Source organism: Virgibacillus sp. GM2-2 (genome assembly GCF_055329585.1).
Genome location: NZ_JBUZWC010000005.1, coordinates 1 through 25,113 on the forward strand (window position 1 = coordinate 1; position 25,113 = coordinate 25,113).

At 37.2% G+C, this 25,113-nt stretch carries 21 protein-coding genes; 18 read left to right on the forward strand and 3 right to left on the reverse strand.

The window, feature by feature from the left end; all coding sequences use genetic code 11:
* The first annotated feature begins 75 nt into the window (after positions 1–75).
* The 5 genes from ACY9Z2_RS07640 (at position 76) to ACY9Z2_RS07660 (ending at position 4,972) form a co-directional block, all read left to right on the forward strand.
* Entirely contained in the window at positions 76–1,068 is a 993-nt protein-coding gene (locus ACY9Z2_RS07640) for a thiamine pyrophosphate-dependent dehydrogenase E1 component subunit alpha (protein ID WP_463609033.1), read from the forward strand.
* A 15-nt stretch (positions 1,069–1,083) separates the two neighbouring features.
* On the forward strand, positions 1,084–2,067 hold the full coding sequence (locus ACY9Z2_RS07645; RefSeq protein ID WP_463609034.1) for an alpha-ketoacid dehydrogenase subunit beta: 984 nt from the start codon (positions 1,084–1,086) through the stop codon (positions 2,065–2,067).
* A gap of 24 nt (positions 2,068–2,091) precedes the next feature.
* Positions 2,092–3,369, forward strand: a complete 1,278-nt coding sequence (locus tag ACY9Z2_RS07650; RefSeq protein WP_463609035.1) for a dihydrolipoamide acetyltransferase family protein — start codon at positions 2,092–2,094, stop codon at positions 3,367–3,369.
* 94 nt (positions 3,370–3,463) lie between these two features.
* On the forward strand, positions 3,464–3,895 hold the full coding sequence (locus tag ACY9Z2_RS07655; RefSeq protein WP_463609036.1) for a BrxA/BrxB family bacilliredoxin: 432 nt from the start codon (positions 3,464–3,466) through the stop codon (positions 3,893–3,895).
* 108 nt (positions 3,896–4,003) lie between these two features.
* On the forward strand, positions 4,004–4,972 hold the full coding sequence (locus ACY9Z2_RS07660) for an aromatic acid exporter family protein (protein ID WP_463609037.1): 969 nt from the start codon (positions 4,004–4,006) through the stop codon (positions 4,970–4,972).
* 19 nt (positions 4,973–4,991) lie between these two features.
* Here ACY9Z2_RS07660 and prli42 read toward each other — a convergent pair whose 3' ends face one another.
* A complete protein-coding gene (gene prli42 / locus ACY9Z2_RS07665) occupies positions 4,992–5,126 on the reverse strand; it encodes a stressosome-associated protein Prli42 (protein WP_463609038.1) in 135 nt (44 codons plus the stop codon).
* Between the two features lie 122 nt (positions 5,127–5,248).
* Between prli42 and ACY9Z2_RS07670 the strand changes: the two genes are divergently transcribed.
* The 13 genes from ACY9Z2_RS07670 to ACY9Z2_RS07730 all read left to right on the forward strand — a co-directional run bounded on the left by ACY9Z2_RS07670 (position 5,249) and on the right by ACY9Z2_RS07730 (position 22,330).
* Positions 5,249–6,904: an acyl-CoA mutase large subunit family protein gene (locus ACY9Z2_RS07670; RefSeq protein ID WP_463609039.1), complete on the forward strand. Its 1,656-nt coding sequence runs from the start codon at positions 5,249–5,251 to the stop codon at positions 6,902–6,904.
* Positions 6,905–6,920: 16 nt separating this feature from the next.
* Positions 6,921–7,745 carry a methylmalonyl-CoA epimerase gene (gene mce / locus ACY9Z2_RS07675; RefSeq protein ID WP_463609040.1) on the forward strand — a complete coding sequence of 275 codons (825 nt, stop codon included), beginning with the start codon at positions 6,921–6,923 and terminating at the stop codon, positions 7,743–7,745.
* Complete coding sequence (locus tag ACY9Z2_RS07680; RefSeq protein WP_463609041.1) at positions 7,745–9,292, forward strand: acyl-CoA carboxylase subunit beta; 1,548 nt, start codon at positions 7,745–7,747, stop codon at positions 9,290–9,292. Before mce ends, ACY9Z2_RS07680 begins: the two co-directional genes overlap by 1 nt.
* Before the next feature lie 56 nt (positions 9,293–9,348).
* Positions 9,349–10,473 carry a M20/M25/M40 family metallo-hydrolase gene (locus tag ACY9Z2_RS07685; RefSeq protein WP_463609042.1) on the forward strand — a complete coding sequence of 375 codons (1,125 nt, stop codon included), beginning with the start codon at positions 9,349–9,351 and terminating at the stop codon, positions 10,471–10,473.
* A 466-nt stretch (positions 10,474–10,939) separates the two neighbouring features.
* Complete coding sequence (locus ACY9Z2_RS07690) at positions 10,940–12,187, forward strand: DNA polymerase IV (RefSeq protein ID WP_463609043.1); 1,248 nt, start codon at positions 10,940–10,942, stop codon at positions 12,185–12,187.
* A 103-nt stretch (positions 12,188–12,290) separates the two neighbouring features.
* A complete protein-coding gene (locus tag ACY9Z2_RS07695) occupies positions 12,291–13,499 on the forward strand; it encodes an acyl-CoA dehydrogenase family protein (protein ID WP_463609044.1) in 1,209 nt (402 codons plus the stop codon).
* A gap of 14 nt (positions 13,500–13,513) precedes the next feature.
* Positions 13,514–14,287: an SDR family oxidoreductase gene (locus ACY9Z2_RS07700; RefSeq protein WP_463609045.1), complete on the forward strand. Its 774-nt coding sequence runs from the start codon at positions 13,514–13,516 to the stop codon at positions 14,285–14,287.
* A 61-nt stretch (positions 14,288–14,348) separates the two neighbouring features.
* Entirely contained in the window at positions 14,349–14,912 is a 564-nt protein-coding gene (locus tag ACY9Z2_RS07705) for a TetR/AcrR family transcriptional regulator (protein WP_463609046.1), read from the forward strand.
* Between the two features lie 47 nt (positions 14,913–14,959).
* The gene (locus tag ACY9Z2_RS07710; RefSeq protein WP_463609047.1) at positions 14,960–16,030 is read left to right on the forward strand and encodes a phosphotransferase family protein; all 1,071 of its coding nucleotides are present in this window, start codon (positions 14,960–14,962) and stop codon (positions 16,028–16,030) included.
* Between the two features lie 21 nt (positions 16,031–16,051).
* Positions 16,052–17,026, forward strand: coding sequence for a quinone oxidoreductase family protein (locus ACY9Z2_RS07715; RefSeq protein ID WP_463609048.1), 975 nt, complete (start codon positions 16,052–16,054; stop codon positions 17,024–17,026).
* A gap of 100 nt (positions 17,027–17,126) precedes the next feature.
* Complete coding sequence (locus ACY9Z2_RS07720) at positions 17,127–18,728, forward strand: long-chain-fatty-acid--CoA ligase (RefSeq protein WP_463609049.1); 1,602 nt, start codon at positions 17,127–17,129, stop codon at positions 18,726–18,728.
* A gap of 61 nt (positions 18,729–18,789) precedes the next feature.
* Positions 18,790–20,535: an acyl-CoA dehydrogenase FadE gene (locus ACY9Z2_RS07725; protein ID WP_463609050.1), complete on the forward strand. Its 1,746-nt coding sequence runs from the start codon at positions 18,790–18,792 to the stop codon at positions 20,533–20,535.
* A gap of 184 nt (positions 20,536–20,719) precedes the next feature.
* Complete coding sequence (locus tag ACY9Z2_RS07730; protein WP_463609249.1) at positions 20,720–22,330, forward strand: peptide ABC transporter substrate-binding protein; 1,611 nt, start codon at positions 20,720–20,722, stop codon at positions 22,328–22,330.
* Between the two features lie 470 nt (positions 22,331–22,800).
* Here the strand turns inward: ACY9Z2_RS07730 and ACY9Z2_RS07735 are convergent, their stop codons facing one another.
* Together ACY9Z2_RS07735 and rnz are read right to left on the reverse strand one after the other, a co-directional pair.
* Positions 22,801–24,174 (reverse strand): aldehyde dehydrogenase, encoded by a 1,374-nt coding sequence (locus tag ACY9Z2_RS07735; RefSeq protein WP_463609051.1) that lies wholly within the window; start codon positions 24,172–24,174, stop codon positions 22,801–22,803.
* Positions 24,175–24,192: 18 nt separating this feature from the next.
* Complete coding sequence (gene rnz / locus ACY9Z2_RS07740) at positions 24,193–25,113, reverse strand: ribonuclease Z (RefSeq protein ID WP_463609052.1); 921 nt, start codon at positions 25,111–25,113, stop codon at positions 24,193–24,195.

Below are 25,113 nucleotides of genomic sequence, written 5' to 3' on the forward strand. Positions count from 1 at the left end.
CCTACGTTCATCCTGAATATCTATTTGCTAGACGCTAGAAGCCGTAGCTAGACAAAAAGAGGAGGGAAATTTAAAATGACTGAAAATCGTCATAAAGCATTGGGTTTGTCGGATGATCAAGTGTTAGAAATGTTTAAAACGATGCTGTTAGCAAGAAAAATTGATGAAAGAATGTGGCTATTAAACCGTGCTGGTAAAATTCCATTTGTAATTTCATGTCAAGGACAAGAGGCAGCACAAGTAGGGGCGTCATTTGCACTAAATCGCGATGAAGATTATACAGCTCCTTATTACCGAGATATGGGAGTAGTTCTTGCGTTTGGAATGACTGCGAAGGATCTTATGCTATCCGGTTTTGCAAAAGAAGAAGACCCAAATTCAGGTGGACGTCAGATGCCTGGCCATTTCGGACAAAAGAAAAATCGAATTCTTACAGGATCTTCTCCAGTTACCACTCAATTACCACATGCAGTTGGTGTTGCACTTGCTGCAAAAATGGAGAAAAAAGAGATCGTATCTTTTGTAACGCTTGGTGAAGGTTCGTCGAATCAGGGAGATTTTCATGAAGGCTTAAACTTTGCTGGAGTACATAAACTGCCAGTAATTACGATGGTAGAAAATAATAAATACGCAATTTCTGTTCCGATTGAACGTCAATTAGCTGCAGAAAAGGTTTCCGATCGTGCAATTGGTTACGGTATGCCGGGAATTACTGTTGATGGAAATGATCCACTAGCAGTTTTTGAAGCGGTTCGGGAAGCGAGAGAACGTGCAATAAAAGGTGAAGGACCTACATTAATCGAAGCTGTATCGTATCGTCTTACGGCACATTCTAGTGATGATGATGATCGACAGTATCGTGATAGTGAAGAAGTTGAGGAAGCGAAAAAGAAAGATTCTATTATAACATTCGCAGCGTACTTAAAAGAAATAGGAATCTTAACGGATGAATTAGAAAAAGAGATTAACGGTGAAATTGGCGATATTGTAAACGAAGCAACGGATTACGCAGAAAATGCACCATATGCAGAACCTGAAAGTGCATTGAAGTACGTATATGAAGAGTAGGGAGGGAACGATAAAATGCCAGTAATGTCATATATTCAAGCTGTTACAACAGCATTAAAAGAAGAAATGCAACGTGATGAAAATGTATTTGTTTTAGGGGAAGATGTAGGTAAAAAGGGTGGCGTGTTCGGTGCTACCAAAGGTTTGTACGATGAGTTTGGCGATGCTCGTGTACTTGATACACCACTCGCTGAATCTGCGATTGCAGGTGTTGGGATTGGCGCAGCGATGTACGGAAAGCGTCCTGTAGCTGAGATGCAGTTCGCTGATTTCATTATGCCTGCTGTAAACCAAATAATCTCAGAGGCAGCAAAAATCCGCTACCGTTCAAACAATGATTGGAACGTTCCGATGACAATCCGCGCTCCATATGGTGGTGGTGTTCATGGTGCACTATATCACTCACAATCAGTGGAAGCTGTATTTGCTAACCAACCAGGATTGAAAATTGTCATGCCATCTACTCCATATGATGTAAAAGGTCTGTTAAAAGCTTCTATTCGTGATAACGATCCTGTGTTGTTTTTTGAGCATAAGCGTGCCTATCGTTTACTGAAAGGTGAAGTTCCTGAAGATGACTACGTACTTCCACTTGGAAAAGCTGATGTAAAACGTGAAGGATCAGACGTTACGATTATTACGTATGGTTTAGCAGTTCATTTTGCTCTTCAAGCAGCTGAGAAGTTAGCTGATGAAGGCATTGATGCGCATATTTTAGACCTACGTACTGTGTATCCTCTAGATAAAGAAGGAATAATTGAAGCAGCTAAAAAGACAGGAAAGGTATTGCTGATCACTGAAGACAACAAAGAAGGAAGTATTATCGGTGAAGTAGCAGCAATTATTGCCGAAAATTGTTTATTTGATTTAGATGCACCAATTCAACGGTTAGCAGGACCAGATGTACCTGCAATGCCATATTCACCGAAAATGGAAAAATATTTTATGATTAATCCAGATAAAGTAGAAAAGGCAATTCGTGAACTTGCTGAATTTTAAATGACATTAAAGGAGGGACATAAAATGGCTTCTGAAAAAATTACGATGCCACAGCTAGGAGAAAGCGTAACAGAAGGAACGATTAGCTCTTGGCTTGTACAAGTAGGAGATAAAGTTAACAAATACGATCCAATTGCTGAAGTTATGACAGATAAAGTTAATGCTGAAGTACCGTCTTCTTTTACAGGTGTGATTAAGGAACTTGTTGCTCAAGAAGGAGATACAATTGAAGTAGGAGAATTAATGTGTTATATCGACACAGAAGGTGGTTCTAGTAGTTCTGAAGAAAGTTCTCCAAAAGAAGAAAGTAAAACAGATGAAAAAGCAGAACCTGCAAGTGAAGAACAAGATCAGTCCATGAAAAAACGTTATTCTCCTGCAGTTTTACGACTAGCACAGGATAATGATATTGACTTAGCGCAAGTTACTGGTACTGGTAAGGGTGGAAGAATTACAAGAAAAGATATCGAGAAAATTATTGCTTCTGGTGAAATGCCTAAAGCTGATGAAACAGCTTCTGCACCAGAACAGGAAAAACAAGTTGATTCTACACCAACAAAAGAACCAAAAGCAGCATCAGCACCTGCTCCAACATCCCAGGCTGGAGATATTGAAATTCCTGTAACTGGTGTTCGTAAAGTTATTGCACAAAATATGGTGCGTTCTAAAACAGAAATTCCACATGCTTGGATGACTGTCGAAGTAGATGTAACAGATCTTGTAACGTATCGTAATTCTGTAAAAAATGAATTTAAACAAAAAGAAGGATTTGGTCTTACTTTCTTTGCGTTTTTCGTAAAAGCTGTTGCACAAGCATTAAAAGAATATCCACAACTAAACAGTATGTGGGCTGGTGATAAAATTATCCAGAAAAAAGATATCCATTTATCAATCGCGGTTGCAAAAGATCAAGAATTATTTGTACCTGTTATTAAACACGCTGATGAGAAAAGCATTAAAGGTATTGCAAAAGACATTTCTGAACTTGCCTCAAAAGCGCGTTCTGGTAAATTAACATCTGCAGACATGCAGGGTGGCACATTTACCGTTAACAATACAGGATCGTTTGGTTCCATCCACTCAATGGGAGTGATCAACCATCCACAAGCCGCTATTTTACAGGTGGAGTCTATTGTAAAACGACCAATGATTGTAAATGGTATGTTTGCCGCACGAGATATGGTAAACTTATCACTTTCTTTAGATCACCGTATTTTAGACGGGTTGGTATGTGGTAATTTCTTAGCTCGTGTTAAGGAAATTCTTGAAAATATGAATAACAATACAACAAATGTATACTAAGAATAGGTTATTTGAATTGAAATCTAGATATAAAATTGATAAGCTATTGATAGCTTAAATAGCAACTAATTAGTATAAGGGGATGAATGTTCAAATGGACTTTAACCTATTTATGAAAGATGTCGTTGATGTTGCACGTTCAGATATAAAAGAGGCTGGCTACGAGGAACTTATGACTACCGAAGATGTAGATGCTGCAATGAAACGGGAAGGCACTACACTTGTAATGGTCAATTCAGTATGTGGTTGTGCTGGAGGGGTAGCTAGACCTGCTGCAGCAAATGCTATTCATTATGATAAACGACCAGATCATCTAGTAACAGTTTTCGCCGGTCAGGATAAAGATGCAACAGAAAGGGCACGTGAGTATTTTGAAGGATATCCACCTTCTTCACCATCCTTTGCATTCCTAAGAGACGGCAAAATTGTGACGATGTTAGAACGTCATGATATTGAAGGATTTTCAGCAGTAGATGTAGTAGGAAAACTTCAAAAAGTCTTTGATGAACACTGTGAAGAAATATAATTTAACTAGATAATCTAGTTATAGTGAGGCTGTCTCTTTATACTCTGGGTCAGCCTCATTTTATTAAACCAGGAAACTGACTTTACATAGATGAAGGGGAACTAGGCTGTGAAAATTGGTTATCGAACAATAAAAACTGCTATTGGTACACCTCTAGCAATTACGATTGCTCAACTATTGGGATTAACAAACTTTATTTCTGCAGGTATTCTTACTCTTCTATGTATTCAACCATCACGTAAACAATCGGTACTGAGTGCTTGGCATCGGTTTTTAGCTTGTACAATAGGAATGGTATTCTCTTTCGCGCTATTTGAAACATTGGGTTATAATCCTATTGTGGTTGGTATAACCTTTGCATTATTTATTCCAGTTACAGTTTATCTAAAAATATCTCCTGGTATCGCTACAAGTTCGGTCATTATTTTAAACTTATATAGTCTAGAACAAATTACACTAGCATTTATAGCAGATGAATTTTTACTAATAATTGTTGGGGTAGGAACAGCACTTTTATTAAATTTATATATGCCAAGTCTTGATAACAAATTGAAGAAGAAGCAGATAGAATTAGAGAATAATTTTCAAGTAATTTTGCAAGAAATTTCTCTTTACATATGTGATAACAGTAAGGTATGGGATGGAAAAGAAATAACTCGAACTGAGGAAATATTAGATGAAGCAATGAATTTGGTATCACTAGATCGTGAAAACCATTTATTAAGATCGAAACATCCCTATTATGATTACTTTAAAATGAGAAAAAAACAATTTGAGTTGCTCAAAAAAATGCTGCCACTCGTAAGTAGATTGCCAAAAACTGATCAGTTATCGGTTGCAATTGCTTCATTTTTTGAGAAATTATCAGAAGCAGTTCATCCTGGTAATACAGCTTCTCTCTTTTTAAGTGAATTAGCGGAGCTTCAAAAAAACTTTCATGATGAGCAACTTCCAAAGACACGTGAAGAATTTGAAACTAGAGCCAATTTATTTCGACTATTGAGGGAAATAGAGGAATACTTAATTATTAAAAATAAATTTAAAACAAGCGATGTAAATAAAAAAGACCGGAAATAATTTTCCGGTACCCCATTTATTAATTTACAAAAAATGCTAATCCAGCAGTCAGAGTTGATAGTACCATTGCTAAAATCATAATATAGATGATGATTTTTAATCTACGTTCACGCTTTGAAGCTTTTCTAGGTGTATGTGTTTGATTCTTTGCCACAGCTAATCCTCCTTAAATCCAAATACTAATTGTATTTTACCGTTTATTTAAGGATTGGACAAGTCTAAACAAAAGAATAGTTGTATGAATTATCACTCAATAAAATATGGAGGCTATCATATATGAAGAATAATGAATCTACCACATCCCATAGAACTAATTGGGAACAGTCAGTAGAGAAAACAATTAAGCGCTTTCCTGAACGAAAAGAAAAGTTCCATACATCATCGGAAATCGAAGTTGATCGCTTATATTATCCAAAGTCAGATCAACAGTATGAAAAGGAGCTTAGTTATCCAGGCGAGTATCCTTTCACTCGTGGTATTCAACCAACGATGTATCGAAGTAGATATTGGACGATGCGTCAGTATGCTGGATTTGGTTCAGCGATAGAAACAAACAAGCGTTTTCGTTATTTACTCGATCAAGGACAGACAGGATTATCGGTAGCGTTTGATTTGCCTACACAAATCGGATATGACTCTGATGACGTCATGTCTGAAGGAGAAGTTGGTAAAGTGGGGGTAGCTATCGATTCGTTACATGACATGGAGCAGCTTTTAGATCAAATTCCGTTAGATAAAGTAAGTACGTCCATGACAATAAACGCCCCTGCTTCTGTACTATTATGTATGTATATAGCTGTCGGTGAAAAACAAGGAGTTCCTATTGAAAAATTAACAGGCACCATACAAAATGATATTTTAAAAGAATACATTGCACGTGGTACGTATATTTTTCCTCCGAAACCGTCAATGCGCTTGATTACGAATATTTTTGAATACTGCAAAGAAAATTCGATGAAATTTAACACAATAAGTATTTCTGGTTATCATATACGTGAAGCTGGTTCTACTGCTGTACAAGAGTTAGCATTTACAATAGCAAACGGAATGGCTTACGTTGATGCTGCATTACAATCAGGTTTAGAAATTGATGACTTTGCACCACGATTAGCATTTTTCTTTAACGCACACAACAATTTTTTTGAAGAAGTTGCTAAGTTTCGTGCTGCTCGACGGATTTGGGCAAAGATAATGAAGGAACAGTATCAAGCAAAAAATCCGAAAAGTTGGAAATTACGATTCCACACGCAGACTGGTGGATCAACACTTACTGCACAACAACCAGACAACAATGTTGTACGAGTTACCCTTCAAGCATTGGCAGCAGTTATGGGTGGAACACAAAGTCTTCATACAAATTCTCGTGATGAAGCACTTTCGTTACCGACTGAAGATTCTGCTAGAATTGCTCTTCGTACACAGCAAATCATAGCTAATGAAAGTGGTGTTGCTGATACCGTTGACCCACTAGGGGGTTCATATTACGTCGAAGAACTAACGGATAACATAGAAGAAGAAGTAAATAAATATTTAGAGCAGATAAAAGAAATTGGTGGAGCTGTTCAAGCTGTTGAAGAAGGTTTCATGCAACGCGAGATCCACCATAATGCATACGAAACGCAAAAAAGAATTGAAAGAGAAGAAGAAATTATCGTAGGTCTTAATAAATACAAATTAGATGAAGAAGTAAATCCTGATTTATTAAAGGTTGACGAAGCGTTAGAACAGGCACAAATTGAATCACTTCATAAGATACGCTCGGAAAGAGATCAAGCTAAAGTGGATGAATTATTATCTGTTTTAAGAAATAAAGCGAAAACAGAGGATGCTAACTTAATTCCACATATTCTTGATGCAGTTAAAGCCTATGCTACAGTTGGCGAAATCTGTAACGTCTTACGTGATGAATTCGGTCAATACACCGGTATGTAGAGGAGGAGAGAGACAAATGGGAAAAATACGAGTTTTAATTGCAAAGCCGGGTCTAGACGGCCATGATCGTGGAGCTTTGGTCATAGCACAAGCACTACGAGATCATGGTATGGAAGTAATTTATACTGGTTTACGACAAACCCCAGTTCAAATCGCACAAGCGGCGATTCAAGAAGACGTTGATGTTATTGGCCTTTCATCCTTATCTGGTGCGCATCGTTCACTATTTCCAAAGGTGATTGAGGAATTGGAGAAACGGAACGCTGCTGATATCCCAGTTGTTGGTGGGGGGGTTATTCCAAGTGAGGATATTCCTTTCTTACTCGAAAAAGGGGTTAAACAAATATTTACTAGTGGTTCTTCTACGGATGCATTAGCCTACTATATTAAACAATTGATTAACCCTAATTCTTCGACGTTTAGTCAACCTTCAAAAATTGCACATATTGGAATTGCGGTTAATTCAATTGATCAAGCACTTCCTTTTTATACAACAACCCTTGGATTAGATTTAGAGGGAGTTGAAACCGTTGAATCAGAAGGAGTTAAGGTCGCATTTCTTAAGATTGGAGAAACTCGCTTTGAATTACTAGAACCTTTATCGGAAACTTCTTCTATTCAAAAATTTATTGATAAAAAAGGTGAGGGAATTCATCACGTTGCACTTGAAGTAGACAATATTAATGCAAGGTTACAGCAATATAAAGCGGACGGAATCAAATTAATAAATGAACAATCAAAGCAAGGTGCGCATAACAGTGAAATTGCCTTTATTCATCCTAAAGCAGCAAACGGAGTACTGGTTGAATTATGTCAGCCAAACGAGGGAAGTGAAAAATAATGGATATTTTTGATAAAATTAATGAATTATATGATAAAAGAAGACAAGTTGAACTTGGTGGTGGTGACGAAAGAATTGAAAAACAACACGCTAAAGGCAAGAAGACAGCCAGGGAACGGATTGATTACCTTTTAGATGAAGGAACATTTGTGGAGTTGAATCCTTTTATGGAACACAGGGAAACTGACTTCGGGATGGACACTTCTAACGCAAAGGGCGAGGGTGTTGTAACTGGTTACGGTAAAATTAACGGAAAGCCAATCTATTTGTTTGCACAGGACTTCACTGTATATGGTGGTGCACTAGGTGAGATGCACGGTAAAAAGATTGCAGCAGTTATGGATTTAGCAGCAAAAAGCGGTGTGCCTTTTATTGGTTTAAACGATTCAGGTGGTGCTAGAATTCAAGAAGGCGTATCTTCACTAGATGGATATGGTCAAGTTTTTTATCGTAATTCAATTTATTCAGGTGTTATTCCGCAAATTTCCGTAATACTTGGTCCAAGTGCTGGTGGTGCGGTGTATTCACCAGCGATTACTGACTTTGTTATAATGGTAGAGAAAACATCGCAAATGTTCATTACTGGACCAAAAGTAATTGAAACAGTAACCGGGGAAAAAATTTCATCTGAAGGATTAGGTGGAGCGGACGTACATAATTCTAAAAGTGGAAATGCACATATTAAAGCTTCGAGTGAAGAGGAAGCACTAGATGCCGTACGTAATCTACTTACTTATTTACCTGCAAACAATCAACAAAAGCCTGATTTTGTACAGGTAACTGAACGCGATAATATGTGTCAAGATTTGACCGATATCGTACCTTTTGACTCAACTCGCCCTTATGATGTAAAACGTGTAATTGAACAAGTCGTGGATCAGAACAGCTTTTTTGAAATTCATAAAGAATTTGCTAAAAATATTGTAGTGGGATTTGCACGAATTAATGGCCAATCTGTGGGGCTTGTTTGTAATCAACCAAAATACCTAGCGGGTGGATTGGATATTGATTCTAGTGACAAGGCTGCTAGATTTATTCGATTCTGTGATTCATTCAATATCCCACTGATTACATTTGAAGATGTTACTGGATTCTTCCCCGGTGTAAAGCAAGAACATGGTGGAATAATACGTCATGGTGCTAAGATTTTATACGCATATTCTGAAGCGACAGTACCTAAAATTACCATTATTACAAGAAAAGCATTTGGTGGAGCCTATGTTGCGTTAAATAGTAAATCAATTGGTGCTGATTTAGTGTATGCATGGCCTAATGCGGAAATAGCGGTTATGGGACCAGAAGGCGCAGCTAACATTATTTTCGCTAAAGAAATTGCTGAAAGTGAAAATCCTGAAAAGACTAGACAGGAAAAAATTGATACGTACCGTGAAAAATTTGCGAATCCTTATGTAGCAGCAGGACTTGGCATGATTGACGATGTTATTGACCCAAGAGAAACACGAGTTAAATTAATGCAAGCACTAGAAATGCTCTACAACAAACAAGAGGATCGCCCGAAGAAAAAGCACGGAAATATTCCGCTTTAGTATGTTAAAAACAACAATGCTTAAAAATGATTTTAGATGAATCATAGGAGGTACCAATGATTACTGTAAATAAAGAACGAATTGTAGAAGAATTTTTAGAGTTAGTACAAATTGATTCCGAAACAAAACATGAAGAAAAAATTGTAGAAGTGTTAATAAAGAAATTTACCGATTTAGGTGTTGAGGTTGTCGAGGATAACAGCAAAGAAGAAACAGGTCATGGTGCAAATAACTTAATTTGTACACTAAAAGGTACAAAAAATTCAATTGATCCAATATATTTTACCGCACATATGGATACAGTTGTTCCTGGAAACGGTATTAAACCATCAATTAAAGATGGATATATCGTTTCTGATGGCACGACTATACTAGGAGCGGATGATAAAGCTGGCTTAGCAGCGATATTAGAGATGGTACGTAGTCTCAAAGAAAATAATATCGAGCATGGTGATATTCAATTTATTATTACTGCAGGCGAAGAGTCAGGCTTAGTAGGTGCCAAGGCATTGGATGCTTCGTTATTAAACGCTAAATATGGGTACGCGATTGATAGTAATGGTAACGTTGGTGACATCATCGTCGCTGCCCCAACCCAAGCAAAAATCTTTACCATCATGAAAGGAAAAACGGCACATGCTGGTGTTGCACCAGAGCAAGGAGTATCAGCTATTACACTTGCTGCGAAAGCTATTTCCAAAATGCCGCTTGGACGTATTGATGATGAGACGACTGCAAATATCGGCCGTTTTGAGGGTGGAAAACAAACGAACATCGTGTGTGATTATGTTGAAATCCTTGCCGAAGCTAGGTCACTTGTGCCAGAAAAAATGGAAGCTCAAGTGGAAAAAATGAAACAAGCCTTTGAATCCACTGCAAAAGAATTTGGTGGATCTGCTGAAGTAAATGTTCAAGTTATGTACCCTGGATTTAAACAAGAAGCGGGTGATCGAGTAGTAGAAGTTGCACGAAATGCTGCTAAAGCGATTGGTCGAGAAAGTAACTTACTAACTAGCGGTGGCGGTAGCGATGCAAATGTTATTGCTGGACATGGAATCCCAACAGTTAACTTGGCAGTAGGGTATGAAGATATCCATACAACAAATGAACGAATCGCAGTAGAAGATTTGGTTAAAATCTCTGAATTAATTACTGCCATCGTCGTCGAAACAACAAAATAAATTACCAAAGCCCTTATAACCATTTTGTGTTATAAGGGCTTTTTTAATAGATACTAAAGCAACATTAAAATAAAGAATCTAAGATTACTCGTAGGGAAAATAAACTGAGCGGACACCAGATTTCTTATTTGAGCAAATTTGGGGCAAATGTGTCAGTTCGCGGACACAGGATGCGCTATTTAATGAAATAAGACTGTTTCAACCTGTTTTCACCTAAATAACGCATCCTGTGTCCTCTTAACCCATAAAACAGGTGCGAATAATAAAAGTAGCGTCTTCTGTGTCCGCTAAGGACTAGTCCATGGATTCATTCGCAGTTTATACGTAGATGGACCTACTGAACTAGATTTTTTTGATTATCAAACGTTAACGGATAGTAGTGAAGATAACAAAATTGCTCTGAATGGAGTTACACTTTATGCTATAATCAATATAGAAACAACCGTTCGTGAAAAGGGTGTTGATTATGTCAGAATGGTATCCAAAAAAAGGTCGCGTTATTTTTCATATTGATATGAATTGTTTTTATGCTTCGGTCGAAATGGCGTACAATCCAAAACTTAAAGGAAAGCCACTTGCAATTGCGGGGAATCCCGAGGAACGAAGAGGTATTATCGTGACGAGTAGCTACGAAGCACGTGCAAAGGGAGTAAAAACAACGATGCCATTGTGGGAAGCTAGAAAACTTTGCCCCAATTTGATTGTTATGCGACCAAATTTTGAACGATATCGAATGGCATCAAAAGAAATGTTCAAAATGTTAGCTGATATCACTCCACATGTACAACCAGTATCCATTGATGAAGGCTATATGGACATATCTGAGTGCCAAGATTTAGGTAGCCCGCTTACGATTGCTGAAAGTCTTCAACAAAGAATAAAGTCGGAGTTAGACTTGCCCTGTAGTATAGGTATAGCTCCTAATAAATTTTTGGCCAAAATGGCGTCAGATATGAAAAAACCGATGGGAATTACTGTTCTACGAAAAAGAGATTTATCTGTAAAACTATGGCCACTTCCTGTTGGAGAAATGTACGGAATAGGAGAAAAAACTGCCAATAAATTAAACAGTGTTGAAATAAAAACGATTGGTGATTTAGCAAATACAGATGTATATCAATTAAAACGTGTATTGGGAATTAACGGGGAACGATTAAAAAATCGTGCAAACGGAATTGATACGAGATCCGTAGACCCTGATGCTGTCCATGAATTTAAAAGCATTGGTAGTTCACAAACATTACCAAACGATACAACAAATGAAATGGAAATTCAAAAACTAATGCAATCTTTAGCTGATAATGTAGAACGTCGCTTAAAGCGGAAAAATGCTGCTGGTCGTGGCGTCCAATTAATGATCCGGTATCATGATTTGAAAACAATTACACGTAGTAGAAAATTAAAAGTATATATCGAAAAAAAGGAAGATATTTTGCACGTAGCAAATGATTTGTTACAGAAGCATTGGAATATGGAGCCAATCCGTCTCTTAGGCATTACAGTACAAGATGCAGAAGAAAAAAAGCATATTGCACATCAATTGGATTTGTTCACTTACGAAAAAGAAGCTGAAAAAGAAAAGCTGTATTCCGTAATCGATACACTCTCCGAGAAATATGGAAAAAATCCATTTAAAAAATTACAAAATGAAAAGAATCACGATCAACCAAGAACTAGCTTTCAAAAGGATTTTTTGGATGATTATAAGGGATAGGAGGTAAATATTGCATTTATCTCCTTATTTGTTTATAATTAACTATAATATTCTGAACATACTATCCGGTTAGTAAGTATATAAATGAAAATGGGGGAAAACAATGGATTTTTCATATTCGGATAAAGTTAAAAGCCTGCAAAGTAAGGTTTCTAACTTTATGGAACATTATGTTTATCCAAATGAAAGCGTTTACGAAGAACAGCTAAATCAACAAAAAACTCGTTGGGAACAGGTACCTCCAGTTATGGAAGAAATGAAACGTCAAGCAAAAGCGGAAGGACTATGGAATATGTTTCTTCCAGAAAGTAGTAATGGCGCAGGTTTAACAAACCTAGAGTATGCCCCACTTTGCGAAGCAATGGGACGTTCCATGATTGGTCCAGAGGTTTTTAACTGTAATGCACCAGATACAGGCAATATGGAGGTATTAGATCGTTATGGATCAGCAAAACAAAAAGAGCAATGGCTAAAACCGTTACTCGATGGTACTATTCGTTCATGTTTTTCCATGACGGAGCCTGAAGTCGCTTCAAGTGATGCCACAAACATTGAAGCTAGTATTAGGCGAGATGGCGATGAATATGTTATTAATGGCCGTAAGTGGTGGTCATCTGGAGCAGGAGATCCTCGTTGCAAAATCGCAATCGTGATGGGTAAAACGGATCCTTCAGCGGCACGGCATGAACAACAATCTATGATTCTAGTGCCACTAGAGACACCAGGTGTAAAAATTAAACGTATGCTTTCTGTTTTTGGTTATGACCATGCGCCACATGGACATGCTGAAATTTCCTACGAAAACGTCAGAGTTCCTATAGATAATATAATATGGGGTGAAGGTAAAGGATTTGCGATTGCACAAGGACGACTTGGTCCAGGTAGAATTCATCACTGTATGCGTCTAATTGGTATGGCGGAACGAGCGCTAGAAGATTTATGCACCCGAGTCCAATCAAGGGTAGCTTTCGGAAAAAGGTTATCAGAACAAGGAGTAGTACAAGAATGGATAGCAGACTCACGAATTGAAATTGAACAAGCACGATTACTTACCTTACATGCAGCTTACAAAATGGATACCGTTGGTAATAAGGTGGCAAAAACTGAAATCGCAATGATTAAGGTAGTTGCACCAACTATTGCTTTACGAGTAATCGATCGGGCAATCCAAGCACTTGGCGGCGCAGGTGTAAGCGGTGATTATACACTTGCAGCACATTGGGCAAATGCTCGTACACTACGGCTAGCGGATGGTCCAGATGAAGTTCACAAACAACAGTTAGCTAAGTTAGAGTTGAAAAAATATAAGTAAAAGGGCGTGGTAAAATGCATGTACTAGATTTATTTAAATTAGAAGGAAAAACAGCAATTGTAACTGGTGGAGGACGTGGATTAGGTGCACAAATTGCTCAAGGATTCGCTGAAGCTGGTGCAAATGTGGTGATTTGTTCACGTAAGCTAGAGGCATGTCAGGAAGTGAGTGAAAAGTTAAAAGAACTTGGGATAGATTCACTAGCTTTTAAGTGTGATATAACGAATGCTGAGGACATTAAACATGTTGTGGCTGAAACGGAGAAACATTTTGGATCAATCGATATTCTAGTAAATAATAGTGGTGCCACTTGGGGATCCCCAGTTGTAGATATGCCAATTGAGGCGTGGCAAAAAGTTATGAATGTTAATGTTACTGGTACGTTTTTAATGAGCCAAGAAGTCGGTAAAGTTATGATTAAACAAAATAAAGGTAAAATCATAAATATTGCTTCAGTAGCTGGATTCGGTGGTACAGATCCAAGATATATGGATACTATCGGATATAACACGAGTAAAGGTGCAGTAATAACCTTTACCAAGGATTTGGCAGTTAAGTGGGGTAAACATAATATTAATGTCAATGCTATTGCTCCTGGATTTTTCCCAACCAAAATGTCAAAAGGATTAATTTATACAGGAAAAGACAAAATTTTAGAAGGAACACCTTTGAATCGACTAGGAACGGATACAGATTTAAAAGGAGCAGCACTTTTCCTTGCTTCTAAAGCATCTGATTACGTTAGTGGTGATATCTTAACCGTTGACGGCGGAGCACATGCTCAATGATTTAGTAACAAAATTTACGAAAAATGAGCTTAAATAAAAAACAAACTAGAGAGGTTTTCCTATGAAAGAGAGAATAACAGAACAGAGCATCTTACTTTTTGAAAAAAAGGGGTTTAGCCATACATCTATTCAAGATATTACAAGTGCACTTGATGTGACAAAAGGTACTTTCTATTACTATTTTGATAGTAAAGAGCAATTATTAATGGATATTCATGATGAATACATTACCAATTTATTAATACGACAGCATGCCATTATTGATGATGATCAGTTGCTACAAAAGGAGAAGCTTATACGGATTATTAAGTTACTAATAAAAGATATTTCGGATAAGGGACCAAGTGCTCGCGTATTTTTTCGTGAAATTCGACACTTAGCTAATGAGAACATCGAAAATATAAAACAAAAGCGTAATCAATTCCGTTTAAATATTGAACATGTTATTGAAAAAGGTAGTGAAAGCGGAGAGTTTCGTAAGGGACTACGTGCGGATATGCTTGCTTTTGGGATATTGGGTGTTACAAATTGGAGCTATAATTGGTATAAATCAACTGGCGATGTCTCACCAGATGAATTAGTAACTATATTTGCCGATATGATTTTTAGTGGAATCGAAAAATAATTGAATGATTATAAGATTATACAAATTTAAAGGGGATGAATACTGAAATGAATGCTTCTTTTAAAGATACTATCGATGTTCGTCCTGGAGAAGAGCTTGAAACAAAGCCTTTACTAAATTTTTTACACGAAAATTTTACAGAAGTTCAAGGTAACGAACCAATAGAAATCAAACAGTTCAGTGCTGGACACTCAAATCTTACGTATCTTCTTCGTGTTGGAGAATGGGAAGCAGTGTTACGTCGACCACCTCTTGGACCAGTAGCACCCAAAGCGCATGATATGGAACGTGAGTACATGATTTTGTCAGCATTACACCCGATTTATCCTGTAGCACCAAAGCCTTTTATTTTTTCAAAAGATGAAGAGATTGTAGGTAGTCCATTTTTTCTCATGGAACGTAGAAAGGGAATTGTGCTAGACACAGCGTTTCCAAGCAATGTGAATTACGACAAGGAATTAGGGCGTAATATCTCTAAGATGATGGTTGATCAGTTAGTTGCGTTACATGATATCGACTACCGGAAAACAGAACTAGTTAAAATAGCTAAACCAGAAGGATTTATGGAACGACAAGTATACGGTTGGATTAACCGTTACGAGCGTTCGAAAACAGATGATATTCCAGGGGTCGATCAACTAACAACATGGCTTAAATCAACTTTACCAGACTCTAATGATTCTACTATTATTCATTATGACTACAAACTAAATAATGCAATGTTTTCAGAGGATTTTAATGAAATGACTGGACTATTTGATTGGGAAATGACAACTGTAGGTGATCCATTAGCTGACCTTGGTGCAGCATTAAGCTATTGGATTGAAGCGGATGATCCCGAATTGTTAAGGCGTGGGCTAGGGAAACCTCCTGTTACCATTCAAAATGGATTTTATACTCGGAAAGAATTTCTTACTGCATATGCAGAAAAGAGCGGTCGCGATATTTCTAACATATATTTTTATCTAACTTTTGCTTATTTTAAGCTTGCAGTAATTTGTCAGCAGATTTATTACCGATACAAGAAAGGTCAAACGAATGATCAACGATTTGCGCATTTTGATACATTTATCGCAAATTTAATAGAATATGCCTTGCAAACAGCCAAAGGTAAGTAAATAGAAATTGGAGGGTCGAAATTGAAAACAATACAATTCAATCAGTATGGCGGTCCTGAAGTATTACAGGAAATTGAAACAGACATTCCGGAAGTAGGAGAACAAGATGTATTAATAAAAGTCAAAGCAATAGGCGTAAACTATGCTGACACTGCACGGAGGGAAGGCAAGTATGTTGTCCCAACAAAATTACCTTTTATTCCTGGTGCAGAGATAGCGGGTGAAGTTTCAAAGGTTGGGTCTAATGTAAAAGGCGTAGAAATAGGTATGCGAGTCGTTACATTAATCGAATCAGGTGGTTATGCAGATTATGCCGTTGCTAATTCACATTCCTTAATTCCAATTCCCGATGGTGTGACGTATGAAAAAGCTGTTGCCCTTCCATTACAAGGCTTAAGTGCCTACCATATATTGAGAACAATGGGACGTGTAGAATCAGGTGAAACAGTCCTTATTCACGCTGCAGCAGGTGGGGTTGGATCAATAGCCGTTCAGCTTGCTAAGTTATTTGGCGCTGGAAATATAATTGCAACAGCTAGTAGTACTGAAAAATTACAACTTGCGAAGAAATTAGGTGCAAATCACACTGTTAACTACACAGAAGATGGATGGGAAGATGAAATTCTTGAGATAACAAGAGGACAGGGTGTTGATGTTGCGCTTGAAATGGTAGGAGGGGATATTTTCCATAAAACGCTAAAATGCCTTGCGCCTTATGGGCGTCTAGTGATTTACGGTGCTGCTAGTGGAGAGCAGGCGAAATTCTATCCTTCATCATTGATGAAACGGAACCAGTCAGTAATTGGATTTTTTCTACCACAAATCATGCGAAAACCAGAATTATTCCAGTCAAGTTTGCAAGAGCTTTTAGCTTATGTAAATAAAGGACAAATTGAGCTTACGATTGGAGGGACATATTCGTTATCTGAAGCTGTTCGTGTTCATCATTTGTTACAAGGAAGAAAAACGAAAGGAAAGCTGGTGTTACTCCCATAAATTAATTTTCCTGATATTCCATCATGAAACACACAACTATGTAACATGTAAATGTAAGCGTTACCATTAAAGCGTGTTTACTATTAAGGAGGAATAAGTAATGGAAAAGGTATGGTTAAAGCATTACCCAGAACACATTCAACATGATCTTGAAATACCAAATGAAGCTGTATATAACATGTTAAGTCGTTCGATTGCGACATATAGTGATCGTCCTGCACTTCATTTTTATGGAAACGAACTAACGTATAAAGAGCTAGGCATGCGTACAGCAGCCTTTGCAGCTTCTCTGCAGCATGATGATTTTAAGAAAGGGGATCGTGTAGCTATTATGCTTCCTAATTGTCCGCATTACGTAATTAGTTACTATGGGACACTTCAAACGGGTGGTACGGTTACACAGGTAAATCCAATGCTTGTTGGAAAAGAATTGCAACATATTTTAACTGATTCTGGTGCAGAAACCATTGTAATTTATGAACCGCTGCTGCCAGTACTAAATCAAATAATTGATCATACATCGGTTAAAAGAGTGATTAAAGTTAATTTAGCAGGACGGGACACTGAAGATGACTTTGCAATAGGTTTCACTAACTTCTTAAAACAAGCAACGAAGGCTCCAGATCCTACCGATATCAATCCATCTGAAGATATCGCTGTTCTTCAGTACACTGGTGGCACTACCGGTAGATCGAAGGGTGCAATGCTGACACATACGAACGTCCTTGCTAATGTCATGCAAACATATGAGTATTTTAAAGATGGAATTGAATTAGGGCAAGACCGATACCTTACTGTCATACCGCTTTTTCATGTTTTTGGCATGACCGCATGTATGAATCTTTCTATCTATACTGGTTCAATGAGTGTTATGTTACCGAAATTTGATTTAGAAGAAGTATTGCAAACAATAAAAGAACTAAAGCCCACCTCTTTCCCTGGAGTTCCAACGATGTACGTTGGTCTAACAAATCATCCAAAAGCGGAACAATATGGAATCGATAGTATTAAAATTTGTAATAGCGGAAGCGCACCTATGCCAGGGGAACTATTACGTTCATTTGAAAATAAGACTGGTGCTCAAATTCTAGAAGGATACGGTCTGTCAGAAAGTTCACCAGTTACGCATTGCAATCCTATGTTTTCTACAAGAAAACCAGGAAGTATCGGAATTGGAGTTCCATCAACCGATTACAAAATTGTTGATTTAGAGGAAGGGAACCGCGAATTACCATACGGGGAAATCGGCGAAATTGTCATCAAAGGTCCTCAAGTAATGAAAGGTTATTGGAATATGCCAGAAGAAACAGAAATCGCATTACGTGACGGATGGCTGTATACCGGTGACATTGCACATATGGATGAGGAAGGTTATGTCTATATTATTGATCGTAAAAAGGACCTTATTATCGCTAGTGGCTACAACATATACCCACGTGATGTAGAAGAAATTATTTATGAGCATCCTGCTATTCAAGAAGCAGTTGTAGTTGGAATTCCTGATGCTTATCGTGGAGAAACCGTTAAAGCAGTTGCTGTATTAAAAGATGGAATGGACTGTACTGAAGAAGAATTGATGGAATATTGCAGAAAAAATATGGCCTCGTATAAAGTACCACGCGTTGTGGAATTTAGAAAAGAACTTCCAAAGACTAACGTAGGCAAGATATTACGTCGGGCAATTAGAGAGGAAGCAAGGTAAAGGGGAGAGCGTTTATGAGGAAGGAAATACAAAAAGTGGCGGTAATCAGGGAGGAAGGGTATTGTCTAATACATTAACGGAAATTTCCGGAGGGTCTTTTTTAACCAATCAAATAAATGAAAAAGATGCATTTTTTCCAGAAGATTTATCGGAGGAACATAAATTAATACAAAAGACTGCTCAACAATTTGCTGTGAATGAAGTGGAAACTAACTATAAAGAAATTGAAATGCAAAATTTTGATGTTGTGGTTAAACTACTGAAAAAGGCTGGAAATCTTGGGTTACTTGCTCATAGTGTACCAGCCAATTATGGAGGATTAGGATTAGATAAAATTACCAAAGGCATTGTTGGTGAACAGGTTGGTCGTACGGGTAGCTATGGCGTTGCTCATTCCAACCATACATGTATAGCAACTCTGCCTATTACGTATTTTGGAACACGCGAACAGAAAAAGAAATACTTGCCCAAACTAGCAAGTGGCGAATTTATTGGTGCTTATTGTTTAACCGAGCCTGATGCAGGATCAGATTCTATGTCAGGTAAAACGACAGCAGTATTAAATGATTCAAAGACTCATTATCTATTAAATGGCACGAAAATCTATATAACCAATGCTTCCTTTTCTGATACATTTATTGTTTATGCAAAAGTAGATGGAGAACATTTCTCTGCCTTTATTGTTGAAAAAGAATTCCCAGGATTGCATCTTGGACCTGAGGAAAAAAAGATGGGAATAAAAGGATCATCCACACGGTCAGTCATTTTAGAGAATTGTAAGGTTCCAGTGGATAATTTGCTTGGTGAAATTGGAAGAGGACATATTATTGCATTTACAGTGTTAAATTTAGGCCGATTCAACCTTGGTTCGGCATGTGTAGGTGCAGCTAAGTATGCTTTGAAAGAGACGGTTAATCATATTCAGGAACGGAAACAATTTCGACAGCCATTAGCAAATTTTGGTGCGTCTAAAGAAAAAGTTGCCAAGATGGCTGCTCGAATATATGCGGCAGAATCATTGCAGTATAGAACGTCTAATTTGTTAGAATCTGCTTTGGGGCAATTGACTGATGAACATGATCAAAAACAAGTAATTGCAGCCCTTTCCGAATATGCAATGGAATGTGCAATTTGCAAAGTTTATAGTTCCGAAACGCTAGATTATTTAGTGGATGAAGGACTTCAACTGCATGGTGGAGCTGGTTTCATACAAGAGTATCGAATGGAACAAATGTATCGTGATTCACGAATAAATCGAATTTTTGAAGGAACAAATGAAATTAATCGATTGCTATTAACTGGTCAATTTTTAAAGAAATCGATGAAAGGACTCTTACCTTACAAAAAAGCAGTTGAAGATGCCTTTAATCGAGTGGAGAAACAACAACCTTCCGAAGAAGTGGTTGATCTAATTCAGGATTTACGCGCAATCTATCTAGTATTAGTAGAATTTGCACGTAGAAAATTTGGTGAACACATAGAGCATCAGCAAGAAATACTAATGAAATTGTCAGATTTAGCAATCCAGTTATACGCATCAGAATCGGTTGTTTTACGTACCAAAAAGCATGATTCAATCGGAAGTGCAAGAACCTTGAAGCAACTACTAATGGAAACATCGCTAGAGAATGCGCTTCATCAAGTAATTCCAGGTGTAAAGCTATTGACACAGGAATTGATGGAAAACCATCAGAAGCTTAGTGATAATGTGTATGCTACGTTATTTTCCTACTCATTCTCAAATTCTATTAATAGAAACCGAGAGATTGCTTCTTACATGTATGAAAAAAATGAATATGTTTGTTAGAAGTAAAAGAAAAAGCTGTCATGCATAGTGACAGCTTTTTTAATCAATTCTATAACCTGTCTTACTTGTTTTCTTAAGTTAACTCCTATTATAATGTAACACGTTGATTTTTATTTTTTAGGAGGGGTAACTGTTGATATACATAAAAAAGTGCTTGCCTATTTTAATAATAGCTTTATTACTTATGGCAGCATGTAGTAACCAAAATACGGAGGAAAAATCGGCAAATCAAGATTCAAAACAAAATAAGAAGGTAGTTTATTTAAGTGCGCCTGGAGTTATTCCTGGTTTAAATCCTACTCTAGCAGATAATGATTTCAGTTTTACTGTTATTAATCAGGTATTTGAAGGCTTATACCGACTTAATAAAAATGGCGAACCAGAACTAGCTCTTGCTGCTAAAGAACCGAAAGTAAGCAAAAATAAAAAGGTTTATACATTTACCATTCGAGAAGATGCGAAATGGTCGAATGGCACCCCAGTGACAGCACACGATTTTGAATACGCGTGGAAAAAAGCTGTAAATCCCGAAACTGGGGCAGCTTATGGACCACAGTTTGAGGAAATTGTTGCGAATGCATCAGAAATTCTAAAAGGAAAAAAACCAGCCGATTCACTCGGGGTAGAGGCACTTGACGATCGTACCTTAAAAGTAACGCTTGAAAACCCAATTCCATTTTTTAAAGAACTGTTGACTACTGCTATATTTTTTCCGCAGCCAAAAGAATTCATTGAGAAACAGGACGGGAAATATGCATCAGACAGTAAGCACACGTTGTTTAATGGACCGTTTGTCTTAGCTGATTGGGAAGGTACAGATCAATCTTGGACATATAAGAAAAACGAGAAATACTGGGATAAGGATGCCGTAAAAGTAGATGAAATTCGAGTCAATGTTGTAAAAGATACTGCGACAGCTGTTAGTTTATATCAAGAGGGAAAGCTTGATCGAGTAAACCTAACAGGCGATTTTGTAGACAAATTCAGAAGTGATGATGAGTTTCATACCTTTTTAACTGGTGCGATGTCATATATTAAAATGAACCAAGGAAAAGACGGTAAAAGCACTAATCTAGCAAATCTTAATATCCGCAAGGCAATGAATATGGCTCTTAACAAAAAGAAGCTAGTGAATTCTATTTTAAATAATGGATCAATCGTTGCACATGGTAACGTACCAACGGGACTTTCGGAGAATCCAAAAACTGGTGAAGATTTTCGAGAGGAAAATGGTAATCTAACACACTATGATCCTGAAAAGGCTAAAGCACATTGGCAAAAAGGATTAAACGAACTAGGGAAAGAGAGGCTTGAATTTACTTTAATCAGTTCAGATTCAAGTACATCAAAGCAATTAGCAGAAAATATAAAGTATCAGTTAGAAAACAATCTTCCAGGTTTAACGATTACGATTAAAAATCTACCACCAAAAGCGAGTATTGAAGCAAATGTTACACAAAATTACGAAATGATTATGACAGGATGGAATGGAGATTATCATGATCCACTTACGTATCTGAATCTATTCATTACAGATAGTCCTGGTAATCATACAGGTTACTCGAATAAAACTTACGATAAACTTATATTGGGTGCTAAAGGAATCATAGCAGATCAACCGTTGAAACGATGGAATGCAATGTTAAAAGCGGAGCGAATGTTAATAGAAGAGAGCGCCGTACTAATTCCTCTTTATCAAAACGGAACCGCATTTATGCAAAAGGAATACGTGAAAAACTATGTAACATATAAAGTCGGAGCACCGAATTATAAATGGATTGATATCGAAAAATAAAGGCTGTTTTTAAAAATTATTTTGCACAAGATACGTAAACTGCGAACTAAGTAGGGGGCTAGCGACTATCGGACTGAGGATGCCCTATTTACCTTTTTTGCCTTTATTTTGAGGGTTAACGGACACACGATGCCTTATTCAGCTAAAAAACATGATTTTCAACTGTTTTTATCCAAATAAGGAATCCTGAGTCCGATAACAACCGCATTTACCCTTATTTTTCACAAATAAGGGATCGTGTGTCCGCTAGCTGACATCTTGCATGCAATCATTCCAGTACGCCTGAAAATGTTTCTTCACTAGCCTTGCCCGTAGCGGAAATCAGCGTTGCTGTTACCATAAACATGAATTTTCACTAGTTCGCAATTTACTTCAACTACGAAGAGTAAGTAACAAAATTTTTTATGAAAAAGCCAAAAAACAAGCTCACACCTCTAACCGGTGTGAGCTTGTTTATAGTATAGATGATCTTACTTCATAATCCTCTTAATTATTCCGTGCGCTACTTTGCTACCTGGGTAGCGTAAGGGGATATCGAATTTCGTTGTTTGTTTTAAGACGCTTTTTTTATGGGAGAATGTATCAAAGCTATCTTTACCATGATAAGAACCCATTCCACTATTACCAACACCACCAAATGGTAGATTTGGATTAGCTAAATGGTATAATGTATCATTGATACAACCACCACCAAATGATAGGCGATTCATCACATTTTGTTGTGATTTTTCATTCTCGCTAAAGTAGTATAATGCTAGAGGTTTCTCTTTGTTTTTTAGAATTGAAATTGCTTCTTCCGTGTGTTGGAACGTTATAACCGGAAGGAGTGGGCCAAAAATTTCCTCTTGCATAATTTTATCGTTCCAATTTACATTGTCAATTATCGTTGGTTCGATTTCCAATGCTTCAGAATTAGTAGTACCCCCGTGCACGATATCGCCATCTACTAGTAATCCTAGTAATCGGTTAAAATGATCCTGATTAACGATGCGCCCATAATTTTGGCTTTTAATAGGGTGCTTACCATAAAATGATTTAATATGTTTTTTCATTGCCTTCAATAGTTTTTCTTTTACTTTTTCATGTACATAAATAAAGTCTGGTGCAACACAGGTTTGACCAGCGTTAGTGAACTTTCCCCATACAATTCGTTTTGCTGCCAAGTTTATATTTGCATCATGATCAACGATTGCAGGGCTTTTTCCACCTAACTCTAGTGTAACTGGAGTTAAATGTTCACTTGCTTGTTTCATAACTATTTTTCCGACATTTGTACTACCAGTAAAGAAAATATAATCAAATCGTAAATCGAGTAACTGCTGGCTCGTTTCTTTGGCACCTTCGACCACGGCAATGTAGTGTTGGTCAAATGTTTCCGCAACCATTTTTGAAAGCACTGCCGAGGTCGCTGGTGTAAATTCGGACGGTTTTATTATGGCAGTATTTCCAGCTGCAATTGCTCCAATCACAGGAGTGATTGCTAGCTGTAAAGGATAGTTCCAAGGTGCAATTGTTAAGGTTACTCCGTAGGGTTCGGCAACAATAAAGCTTTTTGACCCTTTATGGGTAATCGGTGTATCTACTTTCTTCTCCTTCATCCATTCCTTCAAGTTCTTAATTGTGATGTCTATTTCGCTGTATAGAAATCCTAGTTCGGTTGTCAACGTTTCATTCTCTGATTTATTTAGATCATTTTTTAAAGCTTGATAGATATCTTTTTCATTGGATTTCAGCATGTTTCGAAGTTTTTCCAATTGTTTTTTACGAAATGCAAAAGGAAAGGTTGCTTCAGATTTAAAAAAAGTTCGTTGTTCATCAACTAATAATTGATATGGGTTCAACATACATAACAACTCCTTCGATTATTTATGGATATCCATGACAAAGAAATCGTGTGCAAGCTCTGTCTCTGGAAAAATAGAGCGAGCTTCTTGAATGAGGTGTTGATAGTCATTTTTTTGATACCGTGATGAAATGTGAGTTAAAATGAGTTGCTGAACATCGCCATTTTTAGCTAAATTAGCAGCTTGTACAGTTGTTGAATGAAAATACTGATTGGCAAGCTGTTCGCTTTCTTCATTAAAGGTGGCTTCATGCACCAACACATCTGATCCGTACACGAAGTCTTGATTTGTATGCGTATTTCGTGTGTCGCCTAAAATGGAAATGATTCTTCCTTTTTTATGTGGACCTAGATATTCATCTCTTGCAATTTTTTCACCATTTGGTAATATCGTTGTTTCTTGCTCCTTAATTTGTTGATAAATTGGTCCTGGTTGTATTCCTTTGTCCCTTAATTTATCAACGAGTAATTCCCCTGGTTTGTCCTTTTCCACGATTCGGAATCCATAGCTCGGTACACCATGATGAAGTTTCTTACAATATACCTTAAACATATCATCTTCAAACAATTTTCCTTCAAAGATTTCTACAAACTCTAGTGGATACGTTAAATGAGTTTCACTTAATTTTAGACTTGTTTCTGTATATTCTTTAATCCCAACTGGTCCGTAAATTGTAAGCGTGTCATTCCCACCCTGGAACGATCTACTACTTAACAAACCTGGTAAACCAAAAATATGATCTCCATGCAAGTGTGTTATAAATATTTTGTTAATTTTTCTAGGTTTAATTGACGTGTGTAAAATTTGATGCTGTGTTGATTCTCCGCAATCAAAAAGCCAAATGCTATTTTGTTCCTGATGCAATGTTAAAGCTAGGGAGGAAACATTACGTTCTTTGGATGGAACTCCAGACCCTGTACCTAGGAATATCAATTGCAA

Excerpts from the sequence above, each read along its gene's own strand:
- ACY9Z2_RS07640 (WP_463609033.1), top strand. The coding sequence starts at position 76 with ATGACTGAAAATCGTCATAAAGCATTGGGTTTGTCGGATGATCAAGTG.
- ACY9Z2_RS07645 (WP_463609034.1), top strand. The coding sequence starts at position 1,084 with ATGCCAGTAATGTCATATATTCAAGCTGTTACAACAGCATTAAAAGAA.
- ACY9Z2_RS07650 (WP_463609035.1), top strand. The coding sequence starts at position 2,092 with ATGGCTTCTGAAAAAATTACGATGCCACAGCTAGGAGAAAGCGTAACA.
- ACY9Z2_RS07655 (WP_463609036.1), top strand. The coding sequence starts at position 3,464 with ATGGACTTTAACCTATTTATGAAAGATGTCGTTGATGTTGCACGTTCA.
- ACY9Z2_RS07670 (WP_463609039.1), top strand. The coding sequence starts at position 5,249 with ATGAAGAATAATGAATCTACCACATCCCATAGAACTAATTGGGAACAG.
- mce (WP_463609040.1), top strand. The coding sequence starts at position 6,921 with ATGGGAAAAATACGAGTTTTAATTGCAAAGCCGGGTCTAGACGGCCAT.
- ACY9Z2_RS07680 (WP_463609041.1), top strand. The coding sequence starts at position 7,745 with ATGGATATTTTTGATAAAATTAATGAATTATATGATAAAAGAAGACAA.
- ACY9Z2_RS07685 (WP_463609042.1), top strand. The coding sequence starts at position 9,349 with ATGATTACTGTAAATAAAGAACGAATTGTAGAAGAATTTTTAGAGTTA.
- ACY9Z2_RS07690 (WP_463609043.1), top strand. The coding sequence starts at position 10,940 with ATGTCAGAATGGTATCCAAAAAAAGGTCGCGTTATTTTTCATATTGAT.
- ACY9Z2_RS07695 (WP_463609044.1), top strand. The coding sequence starts at position 12,291 with ATGGATTTTTCATATTCGGATAAAGTTAAAAGCCTGCAAAGTAAGGTT.
- ACY9Z2_RS07700 (WP_463609045.1), top strand. The coding sequence starts at position 13,514 with ATGCATGTACTAGATTTATTTAAATTAGAAGGAAAAACAGCAATTGTA.
- ACY9Z2_RS07705 (WP_463609046.1), top strand. The coding sequence starts at position 14,349 with ATGAAAGAGAGAATAACAGAACAGAGCATCTTACTTTTTGAAAAAAAG.
- ACY9Z2_RS07710 (WP_463609047.1), top strand. The coding sequence starts at position 14,960 with ATGAATGCTTCTTTTAAAGATACTATCGATGTTCGTCCTGGAGAAGAG.
- ACY9Z2_RS07720 (WP_463609049.1), top strand. The coding sequence starts at position 17,127 with ATGGAAAAGGTATGGTTAAAGCATTACCCAGAACACATTCAACATGAT.
- ACY9Z2_RS07730 (WP_463609249.1), top strand. The coding sequence starts at position 20,720 with ATGGCAGCATGTAGTAACCAAAATACGGAGGAAAAATCGGCAAATCAA.
- ACY9Z2_RS07735 (WP_463609051.1), bottom strand. The coding sequence starts at position 24,174 with ATGTTGAACCCATATCAATTATTAGTTGATGAACAACGAACTTTTTTT.